Origin of the sequence: Citrobacter sp. B72, from assembly GCF_016894305.1 — a bacterium.
Classification (GTDB): Bacteria; Pseudomonadota; Gammaproteobacteria; order Enterobacterales; family Enterobacteriaceae; genus Citrobacter; species Citrobacter portucalensis.
Genome location: NZ_CP069801.1, coordinates 4799772 through 4814296 on the forward strand (window position 1 = coordinate 4799772; position 14525 = coordinate 4814296).

General features: G+C 52.0%; 16 protein-coding genes. 11 read left to right on the top strand and 5 right to left on the bottom strand.

Annotated features, from left to right (window positions below; translation table 11 throughout):
• The first annotated feature begins 59 nt into the window (after nt 1-59).
• From ftsN to rraA, 5 genes are all read left to right on the top strand, one after another.
• Entirely contained in the window at nt 60-1034 is a 975-nt protein-coding gene (ftsN, locus tag JQN59_RS22940) for a cell division protein FtsN (RefSeq protein WP_149607384.1), read from the top strand.
• 91 nt (nt 1035-1125) lie between these two features.
• The gene (gene hslV, locus JQN59_RS22945; RefSeq protein ID WP_003028805.1) at nt 1126-1656 is read left to right on the top strand and encodes an ATP-dependent protease subunit HslV; all 531 of its coding nucleotides are present in this window, start codon (nt 1126-1128) and stop codon (nt 1654-1656) included.
• A 9-nt stretch (nt 1657-1665) separates the two neighbouring features.
• Complete coding sequence (hslU, locus tag JQN59_RS22950) at nt 1666-2997, top strand: HslU--HslV peptidase ATPase subunit (RefSeq protein ID WP_003028803.1); 1332 nt, start codon at nt 1666-1668, stop codon at nt 2995-2997.
• 67 nt (nt 2998-3064) lie between these two features.
• On the top strand, nt 3065-3994 hold the full coding sequence (menA, locus tag JQN59_RS22955) for a 1,4-dihydroxy-2-naphthoate polyprenyltransferase (protein ID WP_003825185.1): 930 nt from the start codon (nt 3065-3067) through the stop codon (nt 3992-3994).
• A 92-nt stretch (nt 3995-4086) separates the two neighbouring features.
• Complete coding sequence (rraA, locus tag JQN59_RS22960; RefSeq protein ID WP_008787034.1) at nt 4087-4572, top strand: ribonuclease E activity regulator RraA; 486 nt, start codon at nt 4087-4089, stop codon at nt 4570-4572.
• Between the two features lie 37 nt (nt 4573-4609).
• On the opposite strand, the gene JQN59_RS22965 is transcribed toward rraA, so the two are convergent.
• From JQN59_RS22965 to zapB, 3 genes are all read right to left on the bottom strand, one after another.
• The gene (locus JQN59_RS22965) at nt 4610-4999 is read right to left on the bottom strand and encodes a hypothetical protein (RefSeq protein ID WP_003825190.1); all 390 of its coding nucleotides are present in this window, start codon (nt 4997-4999) and stop codon (nt 4610-4612) included.
• Nucleotides 5000-5070: 71 nt separating this feature from the next.
• On the bottom strand, nt 5071-5664 hold the full coding sequence (locus tag JQN59_RS22970; RefSeq protein ID WP_239484208.1) for a hypothetical protein: 594 nt from the start codon (nt 5662-5664) through the stop codon (nt 5071-5073).
• Between the two features lie 92 nt (nt 5665-5756).
• Complete coding sequence (gene zapB / locus JQN59_RS22975) at nt 5757-6002, bottom strand: septal ring assembly protein ZapB (RefSeq protein WP_088732415.1); 246 nt, start codon at nt 6000-6002, stop codon at nt 5757-5759.
• A 428-nt stretch (nt 6003-6430) separates the two neighbouring features.
• Between zapB and JQN59_RS22980 the strand changes: the two genes are divergently transcribed.
• The 4 genes from JQN59_RS22980 (at nt 6431) to fpr (ending at nt 10795) form a co-directional block, all read left to right on the top strand.
• Nucleotides 6431-7276, top strand: coding sequence for an MIP/aquaporin family protein (locus JQN59_RS22980; protein WP_008787032.1), 846 nt, complete (start codon nt 6431-6433; stop codon nt 7274-7276).
• Nucleotides 7277-7298: 22 nt separating this feature from the next.
• On the top strand, nt 7299-8807 hold the full coding sequence (gene glpK, locus JQN59_RS22985) for a glycerol kinase GlpK (protein ID WP_003028792.1): 1509 nt from the start codon (nt 7299-7301) through the stop codon (nt 8805-8807).
• 135 nt (nt 8808-8942) lie between these two features.
• Nucleotides 8943-9953: a class II fructose-bisphosphatase gene (gene glpX / locus JQN59_RS22990; RefSeq protein ID WP_008787030.1), complete on the top strand. Its 1011-nt coding sequence runs from the start codon at nt 8943-8945 to the stop codon at nt 9951-9953.
• A gap of 95 nt (nt 9954-10048) precedes the next feature.
• Nucleotides 10049-10795: a ferredoxin--NADP(+) reductase gene (gene fpr / locus JQN59_RS22995; protein WP_048227737.1), complete on the top strand. Its 747-nt coding sequence runs from the start codon at nt 10049-10051 to the stop codon at nt 10793-10795.
• Between the two features lie 63 nt (nt 10796-10858).
• Here the strand turns inward: fpr and JQN59_RS23000 are convergent, their stop codons facing one another.
• A complete protein-coding gene (locus JQN59_RS23000; protein WP_008787028.1) occupies nt 10859-11287 on the bottom strand; it encodes a DUF805 domain-containing protein in 429 nt (142 codons plus the stop codon).
• Between the two features lie 100 nt (nt 11288-11387).
• Here JQN59_RS23000 and JQN59_RS23005 point away from each other — a divergent pair, with 100 nt between their 5' ends.
• Nucleotides 11388-11990, top strand: a complete 603-nt coding sequence (locus JQN59_RS23005) for a YiiQ family protein (RefSeq protein WP_103015326.1) — start codon at nt 11388-11390, stop codon at nt 11988-11990.
• Between the two features lie 228 nt (nt 11991-12218).
• The gene (tpiA, locus tag JQN59_RS23010) at nt 12219-12986 is read left to right on the top strand and encodes a triose-phosphate isomerase (protein WP_003028783.1); all 768 of its coding nucleotides are present in this window, start codon (nt 12219-12221) and stop codon (nt 12984-12986) included.
• A gap of 39 nt (nt 12987-13025) precedes the next feature.
• On the opposite strand, the gene JQN59_RS23015 is transcribed toward tpiA, so the two are convergent.
• Entirely contained in the window at nt 13026-14498 is a 1473-nt protein-coding gene (locus tag JQN59_RS23015) for a DASS family sodium-coupled anion symporter (RefSeq protein WP_003825206.1), read from the bottom strand.
• Between the last annotated feature and the right edge of the window lie 27 nt (nt 14499-14525).

The following is a 14525-nucleotide window of genomic DNA, read 5'->3' on the forward strand; positions in this document are numbered from 1 at the left end:
AGGCCCGTCGCTTAAGTAACATGGCGGGCTGACGAACGAATAAATACAGCGAAACGATAGTGGCACAACGAGATTATGTACGTCGCGGCCAACCGGCACCTTCGCGGCGCAAGAAGAGCACATCACGGAAAAAACAACGCAATACGCCTGCGGTATCGCCCGCAATGGTTGCTATTGCTGCAGCCGTACTCGTGACCTTTATCGGTGGTCTGTACTTCATTACGCATCACAAGAAAGAAGAGTCCGAAACGCTGCAAAACCAGAAAGTCACCGGTAATGGCATTCCGCCAAAACCGGAAGAGCGCTGGCGATACATCAAAGAGCTGGAAAGCCGTCAGCCTGGCGTACGTGCGCCTACCGAACCGTCTGCGGGCGGCGAGGTGCTGAATGCCGATCAGCTAACCAATGAGCAGCGCCAGCTATTGGCGCAAATGCAGGCTGATATGCGTCAACAGCCGACACAGCTCAACGAAGTACCGTGGAACGAGCAAACGCCTGAACAGCGCCAACAAACGCTGCAGCGTCAGCGTCAGGTGCAACAGCAGCAGTGGAATAACGCACAGCAGCAGGTTCAGCAGCCGCGTCCACGGGCAACAGAACAGCCGTATCAGCAGCAGCAAACGCGTACAGCACAAGCCGCGCCGGTACAGCAGCCGAAAGCGCAGCCAAAACCGGCGGCGCAACAGCCGTATCAGGATCTGCTGCAAACGCCAGCGCATACCACCGCTGCTCAGCCAAAAACGCAACCGGCCGCGCCAATAACGAATGAAACGCAACCGCCAAAACAGACTGCGGAGAAAAAAGATGAACGCCGCTGGATGGTTCAGTGCGGATCATTTAAAGGCGCTGAGCAGGCAGAAACTGTGCGTGCACAACTGGCCTTTGAAGGCTTTAACTCCCGTATAACCACCAATAACGGCTGGAATCGTGTGGTCATTGGTCCGGTCAATGGCAAAGAGAATGCCGACAACACCATCAGCCGCCTGAAGGTTGCTGGTCACACAAACTGCATTCGACTCGCCACTGGGGGTTGAAACCCCCAAAATCCCCCCCATCTATACTTGCATTACGCCCCGTACACTGTGCGGGGCCTGTACATTGCATTTGTAACCAAGGGGTCTGCTCGTGACAACAATAGTAAGCGTACGCCGTAACGGCCATGTGGTAATCGCCGGTGATGGTCAGGCCACACTGGGTAACACCGTAATGAAAGGCAACGTGAAGAAAGTCCGCCGTCTGTATAACGACAAAGTCATTGCGGGCTTTGCGGGCGGTACTGCGGATGCATTCACGCTGTTCGAACTGTTCGAACGCAAGCTGGAAATGCACCAGGGTCACCTGGTGAAAGCGGCCGTTGAACTGGCAAAAGACTGGCGTACCGACCGTATGCTGCGCAAACTCGAAGCGCTGCTGGCCGTCGCAGATGAAACGGCATCACTCATCATCACCGGTAACGGCGACGTCATCCAGCCAGAAAACGATCTGATTGCTATCGGCTCCGGCGGTCCCTACGCCCAGGCTGCTGCACGCGCTCTGCTTGAAAATACCGAGCTTGGCGCACGCGAGATTGCTGAGAAAGCGTTGGATATTGCAGGGGATATCTGCATTTATACCAACCACTTCCATACCATCGAAGAATTGAACTCCAAAGCGTAAGGATCCCCCATGTCTGAAATGACCCCACGCGAAATTGTCAGCGAACTGAACAAACACATCATCGGCCAGGATAACGCTAAGCGTTCCGTGGCGATCGCCCTGCGTAACCGCTGGCGTCGTATGCAGCTCAACGAAGAGTTGCGTCATGAAGTCACGCCGAAAAACATTCTGATGATTGGCCCGACCGGCGTCGGTAAAACCGAAATTGCCCGTCGTCTGGCAAAACTGGCCAACGCGCCGTTCATCAAAGTTGAAGCAACAAAATTCACCGAAGTCGGCTATGTTGGTAAAGAAGTAGATTCCATCATCCGCGATCTGACCGATGCTGCCATCAAAATGGTCCGCGTGCAGGCAATCGAGAAAAACCGCTTCCGTGCCGAAGAGATGGCGGAAGAGCGCATTCTCGACGTGCTGATCCCACCTGCTAAAAATAACTGGGGACAGTCAGAGCAGCCGCAGGAACCTTCTGCAGCGCGTCAGGCATTCCGTAAAAAACTGCGTGAAGGCCAGCTGGATGATAAAGAGATCGAAATCGATCTCGCCGCCGCACCGATGGGCGTTGAAATTATGGCGCCTCCAGGAATGGAAGAGATGACCAGCCAGCTGCAGTCCATGTTCCAGAACCTGGGCGGTCAGAAGCAAAAACCGCGTAAGCTGAAAATCAAAGACGCGATGAAGCTGCTGATTGAAGAAGAAGCGGCCAAACTGGTGAACCCGGAAGAGCTGAAACAAGAAGCTATCGACGCCGTTGAGCAGCACGGGATCGTGTTTATCGACGAAATCGACAAAATCTGTAAGCGCGGCGAATCCTCCGGCCCGGACGTGTCCCGTGAAGGCGTACAGCGCGACCTGCTGCCGCTGGTTGAAGGCTGCACGGTCTCCACCAAGCACGGCATGGTGAAAACAGATCACATTCTGTTTATCGCTTCTGGTGCATTCCAGGTAGCCAAACCGTCCGACCTGATCCCAGAACTGCAGGGTCGTCTGCCGATTCGTGTCGAGCTGCAGGCGCTGACCACCAGCGATTTTGAGCGTATCCTTACCGAACCGAATGCCTCCATCACCGTCCAGTACAAAGCGCTGATGGCGACTGAAGGTGTGGACATCAACTTCACTGAATCCGGTATTAAACGCATTGCCGAAGCGGCCTGGCAGGTTAACGAAACCACCGAAAACATCGGTGCACGTCGTCTGCATACCGTCCTGGAACGTCTGATGGAAGATATTTCCTATGATGCGAGCGATTTGAACGGCCAAAGCATCACAATTGATGCCGAATATGTGAGCAAACATCTGGATGCGCTGGTCGCAGATGAAGATCTGAGCCGTTTTATCCTATAATCGCGTTCAATGCATTTTCATCACTGTTGATGGGGCTGATAAAGCCCCATTTTTATTGGCGCTAAATATGACTGAACAACAACAAATTAGCCGCTCACAAGCCTGGCTGGAAAGTTTACGACCTAAGACCTTACCGCTCGCCTTCGCGGCGATCATCGTCGGTACGGCATTAGCATGGTGGCAAGGATACTTCGATCCGCTGGTTGCTCTGCTGGCATTGATTACGGCAGGACTGCTGCAAATTCTGTCCAATCTCGCTAACGACTATGGCGATGCCGTTAAAGGCAGCGACAAACCCGACCGTATTGGACCGCTGCGCGGTATGCAAAAAGGGGTCATCACCCAACAGCAGATGAAGCGCGCGCTGATCGTCACCGTGGTGCTGATCTGTCTGTCCGGGCTGGCTCTGGTTGCTGTAGCCTGTCACACGCTGGCGGATTTTGTCGGTTTCCTGGTGCTCGGCGGTCTGTCGATTATCGCCGCGATCACCTACACCGTGGGTAATCGCCCTTACGGATATATCGGCCTGGGCGATATTTCTGTGCTGGTATTCTTCGGCTGGCTCAGCGTAATGGGAAGTTGGTATCTGCAGGCGCATACGTTGATTCCAGCGCTGATTCTGCCTGCCACCGCCTGCGGCCTGCTGGCAACCGCCGTGCTCAACGTCAACAACCTGCGCGATATCAACAGCGACAGAGAGAACGGCAAGAACACGCTGGTCGTGCGTTTAGGCGCTGTCAATGCCCGCCGCTACCACGCCTGTCTACTGATGGGCACGCTGGTCTGTCTGGCACTGTTCAACCTGTTTTCACTGCAAAGCCTGTGGGGATGGCTGTTTATCCTCGCCGCTCCGCTGCTGATCAAACAGGCTCGTTATGTAATGCGCGAGATGGACCCGGCTGCAATGCGTCCGATGCTGGAACGCACCGTAAAAGCGGCATTGTTAACTAACCTGCTGTTTGTCGTTGGAATTTTCTTAAGTCAGTGGTCTCTTTAACTGACAAATATCAATTAACAATTGATGATTTTGCCAACAGTACACATAGCGCGATATACTAAAAATTCTCGCAGCAACTGAACGTTAAGCCTATGAAATACGATACATCCGAGCTTTGTGACATCTATCAGGAAGATGTCAACGTCGTGGAACCGCTGTTCTCTAACTTTGGGGGACGGTCGTCGTTTGGCGGACAAATCATCACGGTAAAATGTTTCGAGGACAACGGGTTGCTGTACGATCTGCTCGAACAAAACGGCCGTGGTCGCATTCTGCTGGTCGATGGCGGCGGTTCTGTCCGTCGTGCGCTGGTCGATGCCGAACTGGCGCGGCTGGCCGTACAGAATGAATGGGAAGGTCTGGTCATCTACGGCTCAGTACGCCAGGTAGACGATCTGGAAGAACTGGATATCGGCATTCAGGCGATTGCCGCTATTCCGGTAGGTGCCTCAGGTGAAGGCATTGGGGAAAGCGATGTACGCGTCAACTTCGGTGGCGTGACGTTCTTCTCCGGCGACCACCTGTACGCCGATAACACCGGGATAATCCTCTCCGAAGACCCGCTCGATATCGAGTAAGCGAAAAAGGCCATCAGCAAATTTGATGGCCTTTTTTTCATTCATTTGATTCGTAATGAATGACTTTAATATCATACTTTTTATATTTTTCTTCGACAACGATACTCATCGTCTCACGACTGACAGGATAAGTTTCGATATAAGCATTTAATTTATCCTCAGCTATCTGAATGCCACTCTTTTGTATCCCGGTAAAAATTATCTCACTGCGTTGAAGATGACTACCATCATCTGCATAGCTTACAAAAAACCAGTCGTTAGATATCCTTGGAGCCTGTTTAAGAGGTTTCGGTGTTAGCAGATGATAAAATAATAAATTCTGCTGAGTGTAGATTTTTTCTGTATAGATGCTCACCATAAAATGACAATAAAATAGCGCAATAAAAAGCATAAACACAATAATAAATCCTGATCTCCTGGATTTCATATGTGAAGTTCCCGAACATAATCAGGATTAGCAATAGGTCTTATTACATCCATAAATAAAGGTAATTCACCCTAATAGGGTTCATGTCTCTTATCTTTATTGATAGGGTCAGGAAACAGTAACGGAATAACACTTTTATTCTTAAACTCACCAACTGGGCCATAGAAGTCCCAGATTCGATAAGCCTTTTCTTTCGAGCATATCTGAAGGTAAGAGGTGTAATCTGCATAATTTACCGCTTGGTAAAAACCAAATAGATTTGAGACCAAATCTTCAGCACTATAACCACTATCCGTTAAATAAACATAAGGCCAAAAGTCCTGTAAGGACTCAAAGCGATGTGACGTACCTAAGAATATTGATAAAGCAATACCTTGTAAGGTTCGCTCCTGCAATCCTCGGCGCACCATAAATCTACGATATATACCAGTATTGATATTTATGCCATGAATGTTTTTGGACATACTTTGATGATAATTCACTTCATAAAACTCACTATCACCACCACGAGGCCTTGTCATTTCAAACCATAATTTTTCAGCCCCTGCCGGATTAGCATGGCCTAAATCAATCCATCCTAAATTATCTGTATAGATAAGACCATATCTAATATCTCTGGTGATAAGTCGATCCGAATCATCAATAATATCGTTTCTTTTTGTCATATCGTATTCTTTGATATTTAAAAAATACGATATCCTAATCTCTACATAACAAAAAGGCATCCATTATGGATGCCTTTTTCAAGAAATCAGAATTAGACTTCTTCCATACGACCCAGCAGGGCATGCAGACGATCCTGCCAGCCGTTCTGCTGTTCTTTCAGGTTGTTGTTCTCACGCTCCAGTTCTTCACGCTGCTGCTGTGCAGTCTGAACTTCCTGCGACAGTGAGTTGTTCTTTTCTTTCAGCTCTTCGATTTCCATCTGCAACAGCGTGATGGTATCAATCGCCTGCTGTACTTTTGCTTCCAGTTTCTCAAACACTTCTAATGACATCGTCATACCTCTCCTGAATTGCAAGGCGTTGATGGATAAAAATCCTCGTCCCGATAACCGGCGACGCCTTAATAAAAACGAGCGCACTCTACTTAACACCGATTGTATGAAGCCGCGTCATCCCTGTCCAGCGGCATCCCGCGCAGATTGCGGTTTGCAACACTTTTAGTCTTTCTCCTGGTGACATTACTGTCATAACTCTTAAGTGTTAACAGGTTGATCAGTGAAATGATTCAGCTCACACTATTTTTGTATAACAAATACCTCACAATGGCGCGAAAACGCTCATTTTGTTGATGCAGTACACACATTTTAATTTCGATATTTCTCGTTTTTGCGCGTTAACGATAAATTAACAGTGTGCCTACCGGCTCCGGGGATGTCAGTGACCTTCTCGCACACAATAAACATTAAACTCTCTTCAGGATCCGATTATGAGTCAAACATCAACCTTAAAAGGCCAGTGCATTGCTGAATTCCTCGGTACCGGGTTGTTGATTTTCTTCGGTGTGGGCTGTGTCGCTGCACTTAAAGTGGCTGGGGCTACTTTCGGTCAGTGGGAAATCAGTGTCATCTGGGGTCTGGGGGTAGCGATGGCTATCTATCTGACCGCAGGCGTTTCTGGTGCACACCTGAATCCCGCGGTAACCATCGCACTCTGGCTGTTCGCCTGTTTTGATAAACGCAAAGTTGTTCCTTTTATTATTTCGCAAATTGCCGGCGCCTTTTGCGCAGCGGCACTGGTTTACGGGCTTTATTACAATCTTTTCCTCGATTTCGAACAAACTAACCATATCGTACGCGGCAGTACCGAGAGCCTGGGTCTGGCAGGTACTTTCTCCACCTATCCAAACCCGCATATCAATTTTGTGCAGGCCTTCGCGGTTGAAATGGTCATTACCGCTATTCTAATGGGGCTGATTCTGGCTCTGACCGACGATGGTAACGGTGTACCTCGTGGTCCGCTGGCACCACTGCTGATCGGCTTGTTGATTGCCGTTATTGGTGCTTCCATGGGTCCGCTGACAGGTTTTGCGATGAACCCGGCACGTGACTTCGGACCGAAACTCTTCGCCTGGATGGCCGGATGGGGTGAGATTGCCTTCACGGGTGGTCGCGATATCCCTTACTTCCTGGTTCCGGTGTTTGGCCCGATTACCGGCGCGATTTTGGGCGCATGGGCATATCGCAAACTGATTGGTCGTCATTTACCGTGCGATGTCTGCGCGATTGAAGAAAAAGACGTTGCGGCCAACACTCAACAAAAAGCTTCGCAGTAATGTGACTACGGGACAAAAAATTATGACTGAAAAAAAATATATCGTTGCGCTCGACCAGGGCACCACCAGCTCCCGCGCGGTCGTAATGGACCACGATGCGAATATCGTTGCCGTTTCACAGCGCGAATTCGAACAAATTTACCCGAAAGCAGGTTGGGTAGAACATGACCCGATGGAAATTTGGGCGACCCAAAGCTCCACGCTGGTAGAAGTTCTGGCGAAAGCCGATATCAGTTCCGATGAAATTGCAGCGATCGGTATTACGAACCAGCGTGAAACCACCATTGTCTGGGAACGCGAAACCGGTAAACCTATCTATAACGCGATTGTGTGGCAGTGTCGTCGTACCGCGGATATCTGCGAAAAGCTCAAGCGCGACGGTATGGAAGAGTACATCCGTAATAATACAGGTCTGGTCATTGACCCGTACTTCTCCGGCACCAAAGTGAAGTGGATCCTCGACCACGTAGAAGGCTCACGTGAGCGCGCTCGTCGCGGCGAACTGCTGTTCGGTACCGTAGATACCTGGCTTATCTGGAAAATGACGCAGGGACGTGTACACGTCACGGATTACACCAACGCCTCACGTACCATGCTGTTCAACATCCACTCCCTGGACTGGGATGACACGATGCTGGATGCGCTGGATATTCCGCGTGCAATGCTGCCGGAAGTACGTCGTTCTTCTGAAGTGTACGGCCAAACCAACATCGGTGGTAAAGGCGGCATTCGTATTCCTATCTCCGGTATCGCTGGTGACCAGCAGGCGGCGCTGTTTGGCCAGCTGTGCGTGAAGGAAGGGATGGCGAAAAATACTTACGGTACCGGCTGCTTCATGCTGATGAACACCGGCGAGAAAGCCGTTAAGTCCGAAAACGGACTGCTGACCACCATCGCCTGCGGACCGACCGGGGAAGTGAACTACGCGCTGGAAGGTGCGGTATTTATGGCTGGCGCATCTATCCAGTGGCTGCGTGATGAAATGAAACTCATCAGCGATGCGTTCGACTCCGAATATTTCGCCACCAAAGTGAAAGACACCAACGGCGTGTACGTCGTTCCGGCATTTACTGGCCTGGGCGCACCGTACTGGGACCCGTATGCTCGCGGTGCCATCTTTGGTCTGACCCGTGGGGTAAACTCCAACCACATCATCCGTGCCACGCTTGAGTCTATTGCATACCAGACTCGTGATGTTCTGGAAGCAATGCAGGCTGACTCCGGTATTCGCCTGCACGCCCTGCGCGTCGATGGCGGTGCGGTCGCCAACAACTTCCTGATGCAGTTCCAGTCCGACATTCTCGGCACGCGCGTTGAGCGCCCGGAAGTCCGCGAAGTCACCGCATTGGGTGCGGCATACCTGGCCGGTCTGGCAGTAGGCTTCTGGCAGAATCTGGATGAGCTGCAGGAAAAAGCGGTCATCGAGCGTGAATTCCGCCCAGGCATCGAAACCACCGAACGTAACTTCCGTTACAGCGGCTGGAAAAAAGCGGTCAAACGCGCCATGGCATGGGAAGATCACGACGAGTAATACGTCATAGCCGGATGGCAACTGTGCCTTATCCGGCAATATCTTCGTGCGGGGGCAACCCCGCACACACATCAATAATCTCGCCCCCTCCCCTGTGCTACACTTCGCGCCATTCCTTTCAGCTACGAGTTTGCAATGAGACGAGAACTTGCCATTGAATTTTCACGCGTGACCGAAGCGGCCGCGCTGGCTGGCTATAAATGGCTGGGCCGCGGCGACAAAAATACCGCTGACGGCGCGGCGGTAAACGCCATGCGTATTATGCTCAACCAGGTCAATATCGACGGCACCATCGTGATTGGCGAGGGTGAGATCGATGAAGCACCGATGCTGTTTATCGGTGAGAAAGTCGGGACCGGTCTTGGTGATGCGGTCGACATCGCCGTCGATCCTATCGAAGGCACACGCATGACGGCAATGGGTCAGGCAAACGCGCTGGCCGTACTGGCTGTTGGCGATAAAGGCTGCTTCCTGAACGCGCCAGACATGTACATGGAAAAGCTGATTGTCGGCCCAGGCGCAAAAGGGTCTATCGACCTGAACCTGTCGCTGGAAGCCAACCTGCAGAACGTTGCCGCTGCACTCAATAAGCCGCTGAGTGAACTGACCGTCACCATTCTGGCCAAGCCACGCCATGATGAAACGATCGCCGAAATGCAAAAATTGGGCGTGCGCGTCTTTGCTATTCCAGACGGTGACGTTGCTGCCTCCATTCTGACATGCATGCCAGACAGTGAAGTTGACGTGCTGTACGGCATTGGCGGCGCACCGGAAGGCGTCGTTTCGGCCGCCGTTATCCGCGCGCTGGACGGTGACATGCAGGGCCGTTTGCTGGCACGTCATGACGTCAAAGGCGACAGCGAAGAAAACCGTCGCATTGGCGAACAGGAACTGGCTCGTTGCGCCGCCATGGGCATTGAAGCGGGCAAAGCGCTGCGCCTCGATGAAATGGCGCGTAGCGACAACGTCATTTTCTCTGCCACCGGCATCACCAAAGGCGATTTGCTGGAAGGGATTAGCCGCAAAGGCAATATCGCAACCACCGAAACGCTGCTGATCCGCGGTAAATCACGTACGATCCGCCGCATTCAGTCGATTCACTACCTCGATCGCAAAGATCCCGATGTGCAGGCGCACATCCTGTAATTGATTTGATCAATAGAGCCTTCCAGCCCATATGGGCTGGAAATCTTTCGTCCAACGAACGAAGATAAGGCAATCAAAGCAGACAGGAGAGAACCATGGCAGATTGGGTAACAGGCAAAGTCACGAAGGTACAGAACTGGACCGATGCCCTGTTTAGTTTGACCGTGCGAGCTCCGGTTCTTCCTTTCACTGCAGGTCAATTCACCAAGCTTGGCCTTGAGATCGAGGGCGAGCGCGTCCAGCGCGCCTATTCTTACGTCAATGCCCCTGATAACCCCGATTTAGAGTTTTATCTGGTGACGGTTCCCGACGGCAAACTCAGCCCTCGTCTGGCAGCACTGAAGCCTGGCGATGAAGTCCAGGTGGTGAGTGAAGCTGCTGGTTTCTTCGTGCTGGATGAAGTCCCCGATTGCGACACGCTGTGGATGCTGGCAACCGGCACGGCTATCGGCCCATACTTGTCGATTCTACAATTAGGCAACGACCTGGATCGCTTCAAAAATCTGGTGCTGGTCCACGCCGCGCGCTATGCCGCCGATTTGAGCTATCTGCCGTTGATGCAGGCGCTGGAAAAGCGCTACGAAGGTAAATTACGCATCCAGACGGTAGTCAGCCGTGAAACCGTGGCAGATTCGCTGACCGGGCGTGTACCGGCGCTAATTGAAAGCGGTGAACTGGAAAAAGCGGTCGGGCTGCCAATGGATAAAGAAACCTGTCATGTGATGCTGTGCGGAAACCCGCAGATGGTACGCGACACGCAGCAGTTGCTGAAGGACACCCGGCAGATGACCAAACACCTGCGCCGCCGACCAGGCCATATGACCGCAGAGCACTACTGGTAAGAACGTTTCAATGCCCGGTTAACTCCCGGGCATTTTGCCGGATGGCGCTTACACTTATCCGGCCTACGAGTCAGCTCTGTACTTTACGTCCTGCGTATCCTTACCATATTTATTTGCGTCCTGGGTGCCAATGAACGCCCCCAGATCGATAAGCATGCCGACCAGAATCAACGTTGGAACAAAGCGGCCTACCGCCCATTGCCAGACGCCGGGTAACATCGCCCAATTTCCGGCCAGCAGCATCCACGCCAGAATCATCAACAGCGCCCACGCTCCAGAACGCCCACGGTCATGCAGACGTTTTACCGTCACTGCCGCCGTTGGCCATAGCAGACACACCAGACAAAAAGCCGCGGTCTGAATATCGAGTAATTGTTTGCTCGCCAGCGAAAACAAAACCAGCATGCCGACGATCCATAGGCCAATCCAAATCCAGAAATCACGGCGCCCGATGCGCCCTTTAAATGAGAATAACCACTGCTGTATGGTCATGTAAGTTCCTTTATTATTACCTTCCAGAACAGTTTACCCTTTTGACAAGCTCGACGGTTACCGTTTTAATCGTGAGCAGTGAGAATGAAAGGTACGATTGATGAAGCACGGATTTACACTGTTTTTATTATTGTTTTCAGCCTTAACCGCCAGCACTGCGGCATTGGCGGAAGAGCCATCGACGGCAACCACAGCCCCCTATTTACTGGCGGGCGCGCCGACCTTTGACCTGTCGATTAGCCAGTTTCGCGAAAACTTTAATACACAGAATCCGAAGCTTATCCTGAATGAGTTCCGCGCCATCGACAGCAGTCGCGATCGGGCAAATCTCACCCGCGCGGCCAGCAAAATCAATGAAAACCTGTATGCGTCTTCCGCCCTTGAGCGCGGTACCCTGAAAATCAAAAGCATGCAGATAACCTGGTTACCAATTCAGGGACCAGAGCAAAAGGCAGCTAAAGCGAAAGCGCTGGAATACATGACCGCCGTCATCCGCACCGTCGCACCGCTACTGACGAAGGAACAGAGCCAGAAAAAGCTACAAAAACTGCTCGCCGCAGGCAAAGGTAAGCACTATTACGCCGAAACAGAAGGCGCAATTCGCTATGTCGTAGCAGATAACGGTGAAAAGGGGCTGACCTTCGCTGTTGAACCGATTAAGCTGGCTCTATCTGAAAACCTCGAAGGGTCGAATTCCCCCTAAATTATTCACGTTTCAGGAAGGCGGCGACGCAACGAATCCCCAGGAGCTTACATCAGTAAGTGACTGGGGTGAGAGAGTACAGCCAACGCACCTGCAACGTGGAGAATGACGGGGAAATGACAAAAAGCAAAGCCTTTCGGGGGATGAATCTCTATACTGTTTCACAGACCATGCTGCCCTGAGGGGCGGCCATATTCCTTAATTCGCTGACAAGCGTGGAGAAATGAAATGCGACATCCTTTAGTGATGGGTAACTGGAAACTGAACGGCAGCCGCCACATGGTAAACGAACTGGTTGCTAATCTGCGTAAAGAACTGGCTGGCGTTGCTGGCTGTGCAGTAGCGATTGCTCCGCCGGAAATGTATATCGACCTGGCGAAACACGCCGCTGCCGGTAGCCACATCATTCTGGGCGCGCAGAACGTTGACCTGAACCTGTCTGGCGCATTCACTGGTGAAACAAGTGCTGAAATGCTGAAAGACATCGGCGCACAGTACATCATTATCGGTCACTCTGAGCGTCGTACTTACCACAAAGAATCTGACGAGCTGATCGCTAAAAAATTCGCCGTGCTGAAAGAGCAGGGTCTGACTCCAGTTCTGTGCATCGGTGAAACCGAAGCAGAAAACGAAGCGGGCAAAACTGAAGAAGTTTGTGCACGTCAGATCGACGCGGTTCTGAAAACTCAGGGCGCGGCAGCATTCGAAGGCGTCGTTATCGCTTACGAACCAGTATGGGCTATCGGTACCGGTAAATCTGCAACTCCTGCTCAGGCTCAGGCTGTTCACAAATTTATTCGTGACCACATTGCTAAAGCTGACGCGAAAATCGCTGAGCAAGTAATCATCCAATACGGCGGTTCTGTAAACGCAGCTAACGCGGCAGAACTGTTTGCTCAGCCGGACATCGACGGCGCGCTGGTTGGTGGTGCTTCTCTGAAAGCAGACGCCTTCGCCGTCATCGTTAAAGCAGCAGAAGCCGCTAAACAGGCTTAAGTTGTTAAGGCGGGAGGAGCACTCCTCCCGCTGTATTAACTACCAGTATCCCAACCAGTGCCACCAGAAGGCGCCGGTCACCCCCCAAATGGTCAGGTTGACCACACTCATCACCAGGCCCGTTTTCCACCACTCCGCCAGCGTGACATAGCCCGAACCAAAGATGATCGGCGCAGTACCCGTGCCATAGTGCGTGAGCGACATCATCAGGGAGGAGGAGAAACCGAGCATTAAACCAAGCAATGCTGGCGGCGCGCCGAGGCCTAATCCTGCGGCGAAGAACGCAGCGAACATAGCCGTAATATGCGCAGTAGTGCTGGCGAAAAAGTAGTGCGAGTAGACGTAAAGCAGAATCAACAGCAGCGTTGCAACACTCCAGTGCACGCCAAGATGGTCGATTGCGCTACCAACGCTGGTTGCCAGCCATCCCACCAACCCCAGTTTGCTGAGAAAATCCGCCATCATCACCAGCGCGGCAAACCAGACTATCGTATCCCATGCCCCGCGGCATTTAAGAATGTCATCCCAGCTCAATACGCCCGCCATCAATAGAATCGACAAACCAATTAACGCGGCGCTAGTGGGGTTTACGCTCCAGGCACTGCCCATCAGCATCGCTGGAACACCCGCCCACAGGCAGAGCAGCAAAATGAACACTGCCAGGGTGATTTTTTCTGCCAGTGATAGTGGACCCAGCGCATCCAGTTTTTGCCGCGCGAACTGCGGCGCATTTGGCGTGCGCGTGATAGCTGGCGGATAGAGCCACCAGATTACAATCGGCATGACAACCAGTGATACCAGAGCGGGAAGAAGCGCCGCAATAGCCCACATTCCCCAGGTCATGTTCAGCACGCCATCCGTCCCCTTCGTCAAAAAGCTGACGATTAACGGGTTAGGTGCGGTCGCGGTGATGAACATTGCCGAGCTGATCGGGTTAATGTTGTAGTTCACCAGCGCGAGATAACGGCCCGTTGAGCCATTCTCGGCATGGCCTGGCTGCGAGCCGAGGCTTTCCGCAATCGCCCGCATTACCGGGTGGATAATGCCGCCTCCACGCGCGGTATTGCTTGGCGTTACGGGTGCAATTAGCGTTTCCGCAAGGGTTAATGCCCACGCAATACCCAGCGTTCTTTTACCAAATAGCGCAATAAACCCGTAGCCAATACGCGCTCCCAGGCCAGTCTTTAACAGACTTTGCGACAGCATAATGGATAAACCAATCAGCCAGATTAACTGGTTCGAAAAGCCACTCAACGCATCGTTCAACGCCGCGGAGGGTTTGCCGGGGTTAGTAACGCCAGTCATCGCCACCAGCATAATCGCCACAATCGCAATTGCGCCAATGGGCATAGCTTTACCGATAATCGCAGCGATCGTACCAATAAACAGTGCCAGCAGGTGCCACGCTTGCGGGGTTACGTCAGGAGGACACGGGATAACAAACCAGATGGTCAGCGTAATCACGAGCGAGATGATGGCAGGCCAACAGCGGATAGGGGTCAAACTGTCCATGAATCAATCCTTGAGTTTCCAGTGCGC

What these genes read in the sequence shown, in the direction of transcription:
- hslU (WP_003028803.1), top strand. Translation starts at nt 1,666, where the DNA reads ATGTCTGAAATGACCCCACGCGAAATTGTCAGCGAACTGAACAAACAC.
- menA (WP_003825185.1), top strand. Translation starts at nt 3,065, where the DNA reads ATGACTGAACAACAACAAATTAGCCGCTCACAAGCCTGGCTGGAAAGT.
- rraA (WP_008787034.1), top strand. Translation starts at nt 4,087, where the DNA reads ATGAAATACGATACATCCGAGCTTTGTGACATCTATCAGGAAGATGTC.
- JQN59_RS22965 (WP_003825190.1), bottom strand. Translation starts at nt 4,999, where the DNA reads ATGAAATCCAGGAGATCAGGATTTATTATTGTGTTTATGCTTTTTATT.
- JQN59_RS22970 (WP_239484208.1), bottom strand. Translation starts at nt 5,664, where the DNA reads ATGACAAAAAGAAACGATATTATTGATGATTCGGATCGACTTATCACC.
- zapB (WP_088732415.1), bottom strand. Translation starts at nt 6,002, where the DNA reads ATGACGATGTCATTAGAAGTGTTTGAGAAACTGGAAGCAAAAGTACAG.
- JQN59_RS22980 (WP_008787032.1), top strand. Translation starts at nt 6,431, where the DNA reads ATGAGTCAAACATCAACCTTAAAAGGCCAGTGCATTGCTGAATTCCTC.
- glpK (WP_003028792.1), top strand. Translation starts at nt 7,299, where the DNA reads ATGACTGAAAAAAAATATATCGTTGCGCTCGACCAGGGCACCACCAGC.
- glpX (WP_008787030.1), top strand. Translation starts at nt 8,943, where the DNA reads ATGAGACGAGAACTTGCCATTGAATTTTCACGCGTGACCGAAGCGGCC.
- fpr (WP_048227737.1), top strand. Translation starts at nt 10,049, where the DNA reads ATGGCAGATTGGGTAACAGGCAAAGTCACGAAGGTACAGAACTGGACC.
- JQN59_RS23000 (WP_008787028.1), bottom strand. Translation starts at nt 11,287, where the DNA reads ATGACCATACAGCAGTGGTTATTCTCATTTAAAGGGCGCATCGGGCGC.
- JQN59_RS23005 (WP_103015326.1), top strand. Translation starts at nt 11,388, where the DNA reads ATGAAGCACGGATTTACACTGTTTTTATTATTGTTTTCAGCCTTAACC.
- tpiA (WP_003028783.1), top strand. Translation starts at nt 12,219, where the DNA reads ATGCGACATCCTTTAGTGATGGGTAACTGGAAACTGAACGGCAGCCGC.
- JQN59_RS23015 (WP_003825206.1), bottom strand. Translation starts at nt 14,498, where the DNA reads ATGGACAGTTTGACCCCTATCCGCTGTTGGCCTGCCATCATCTCGCTC.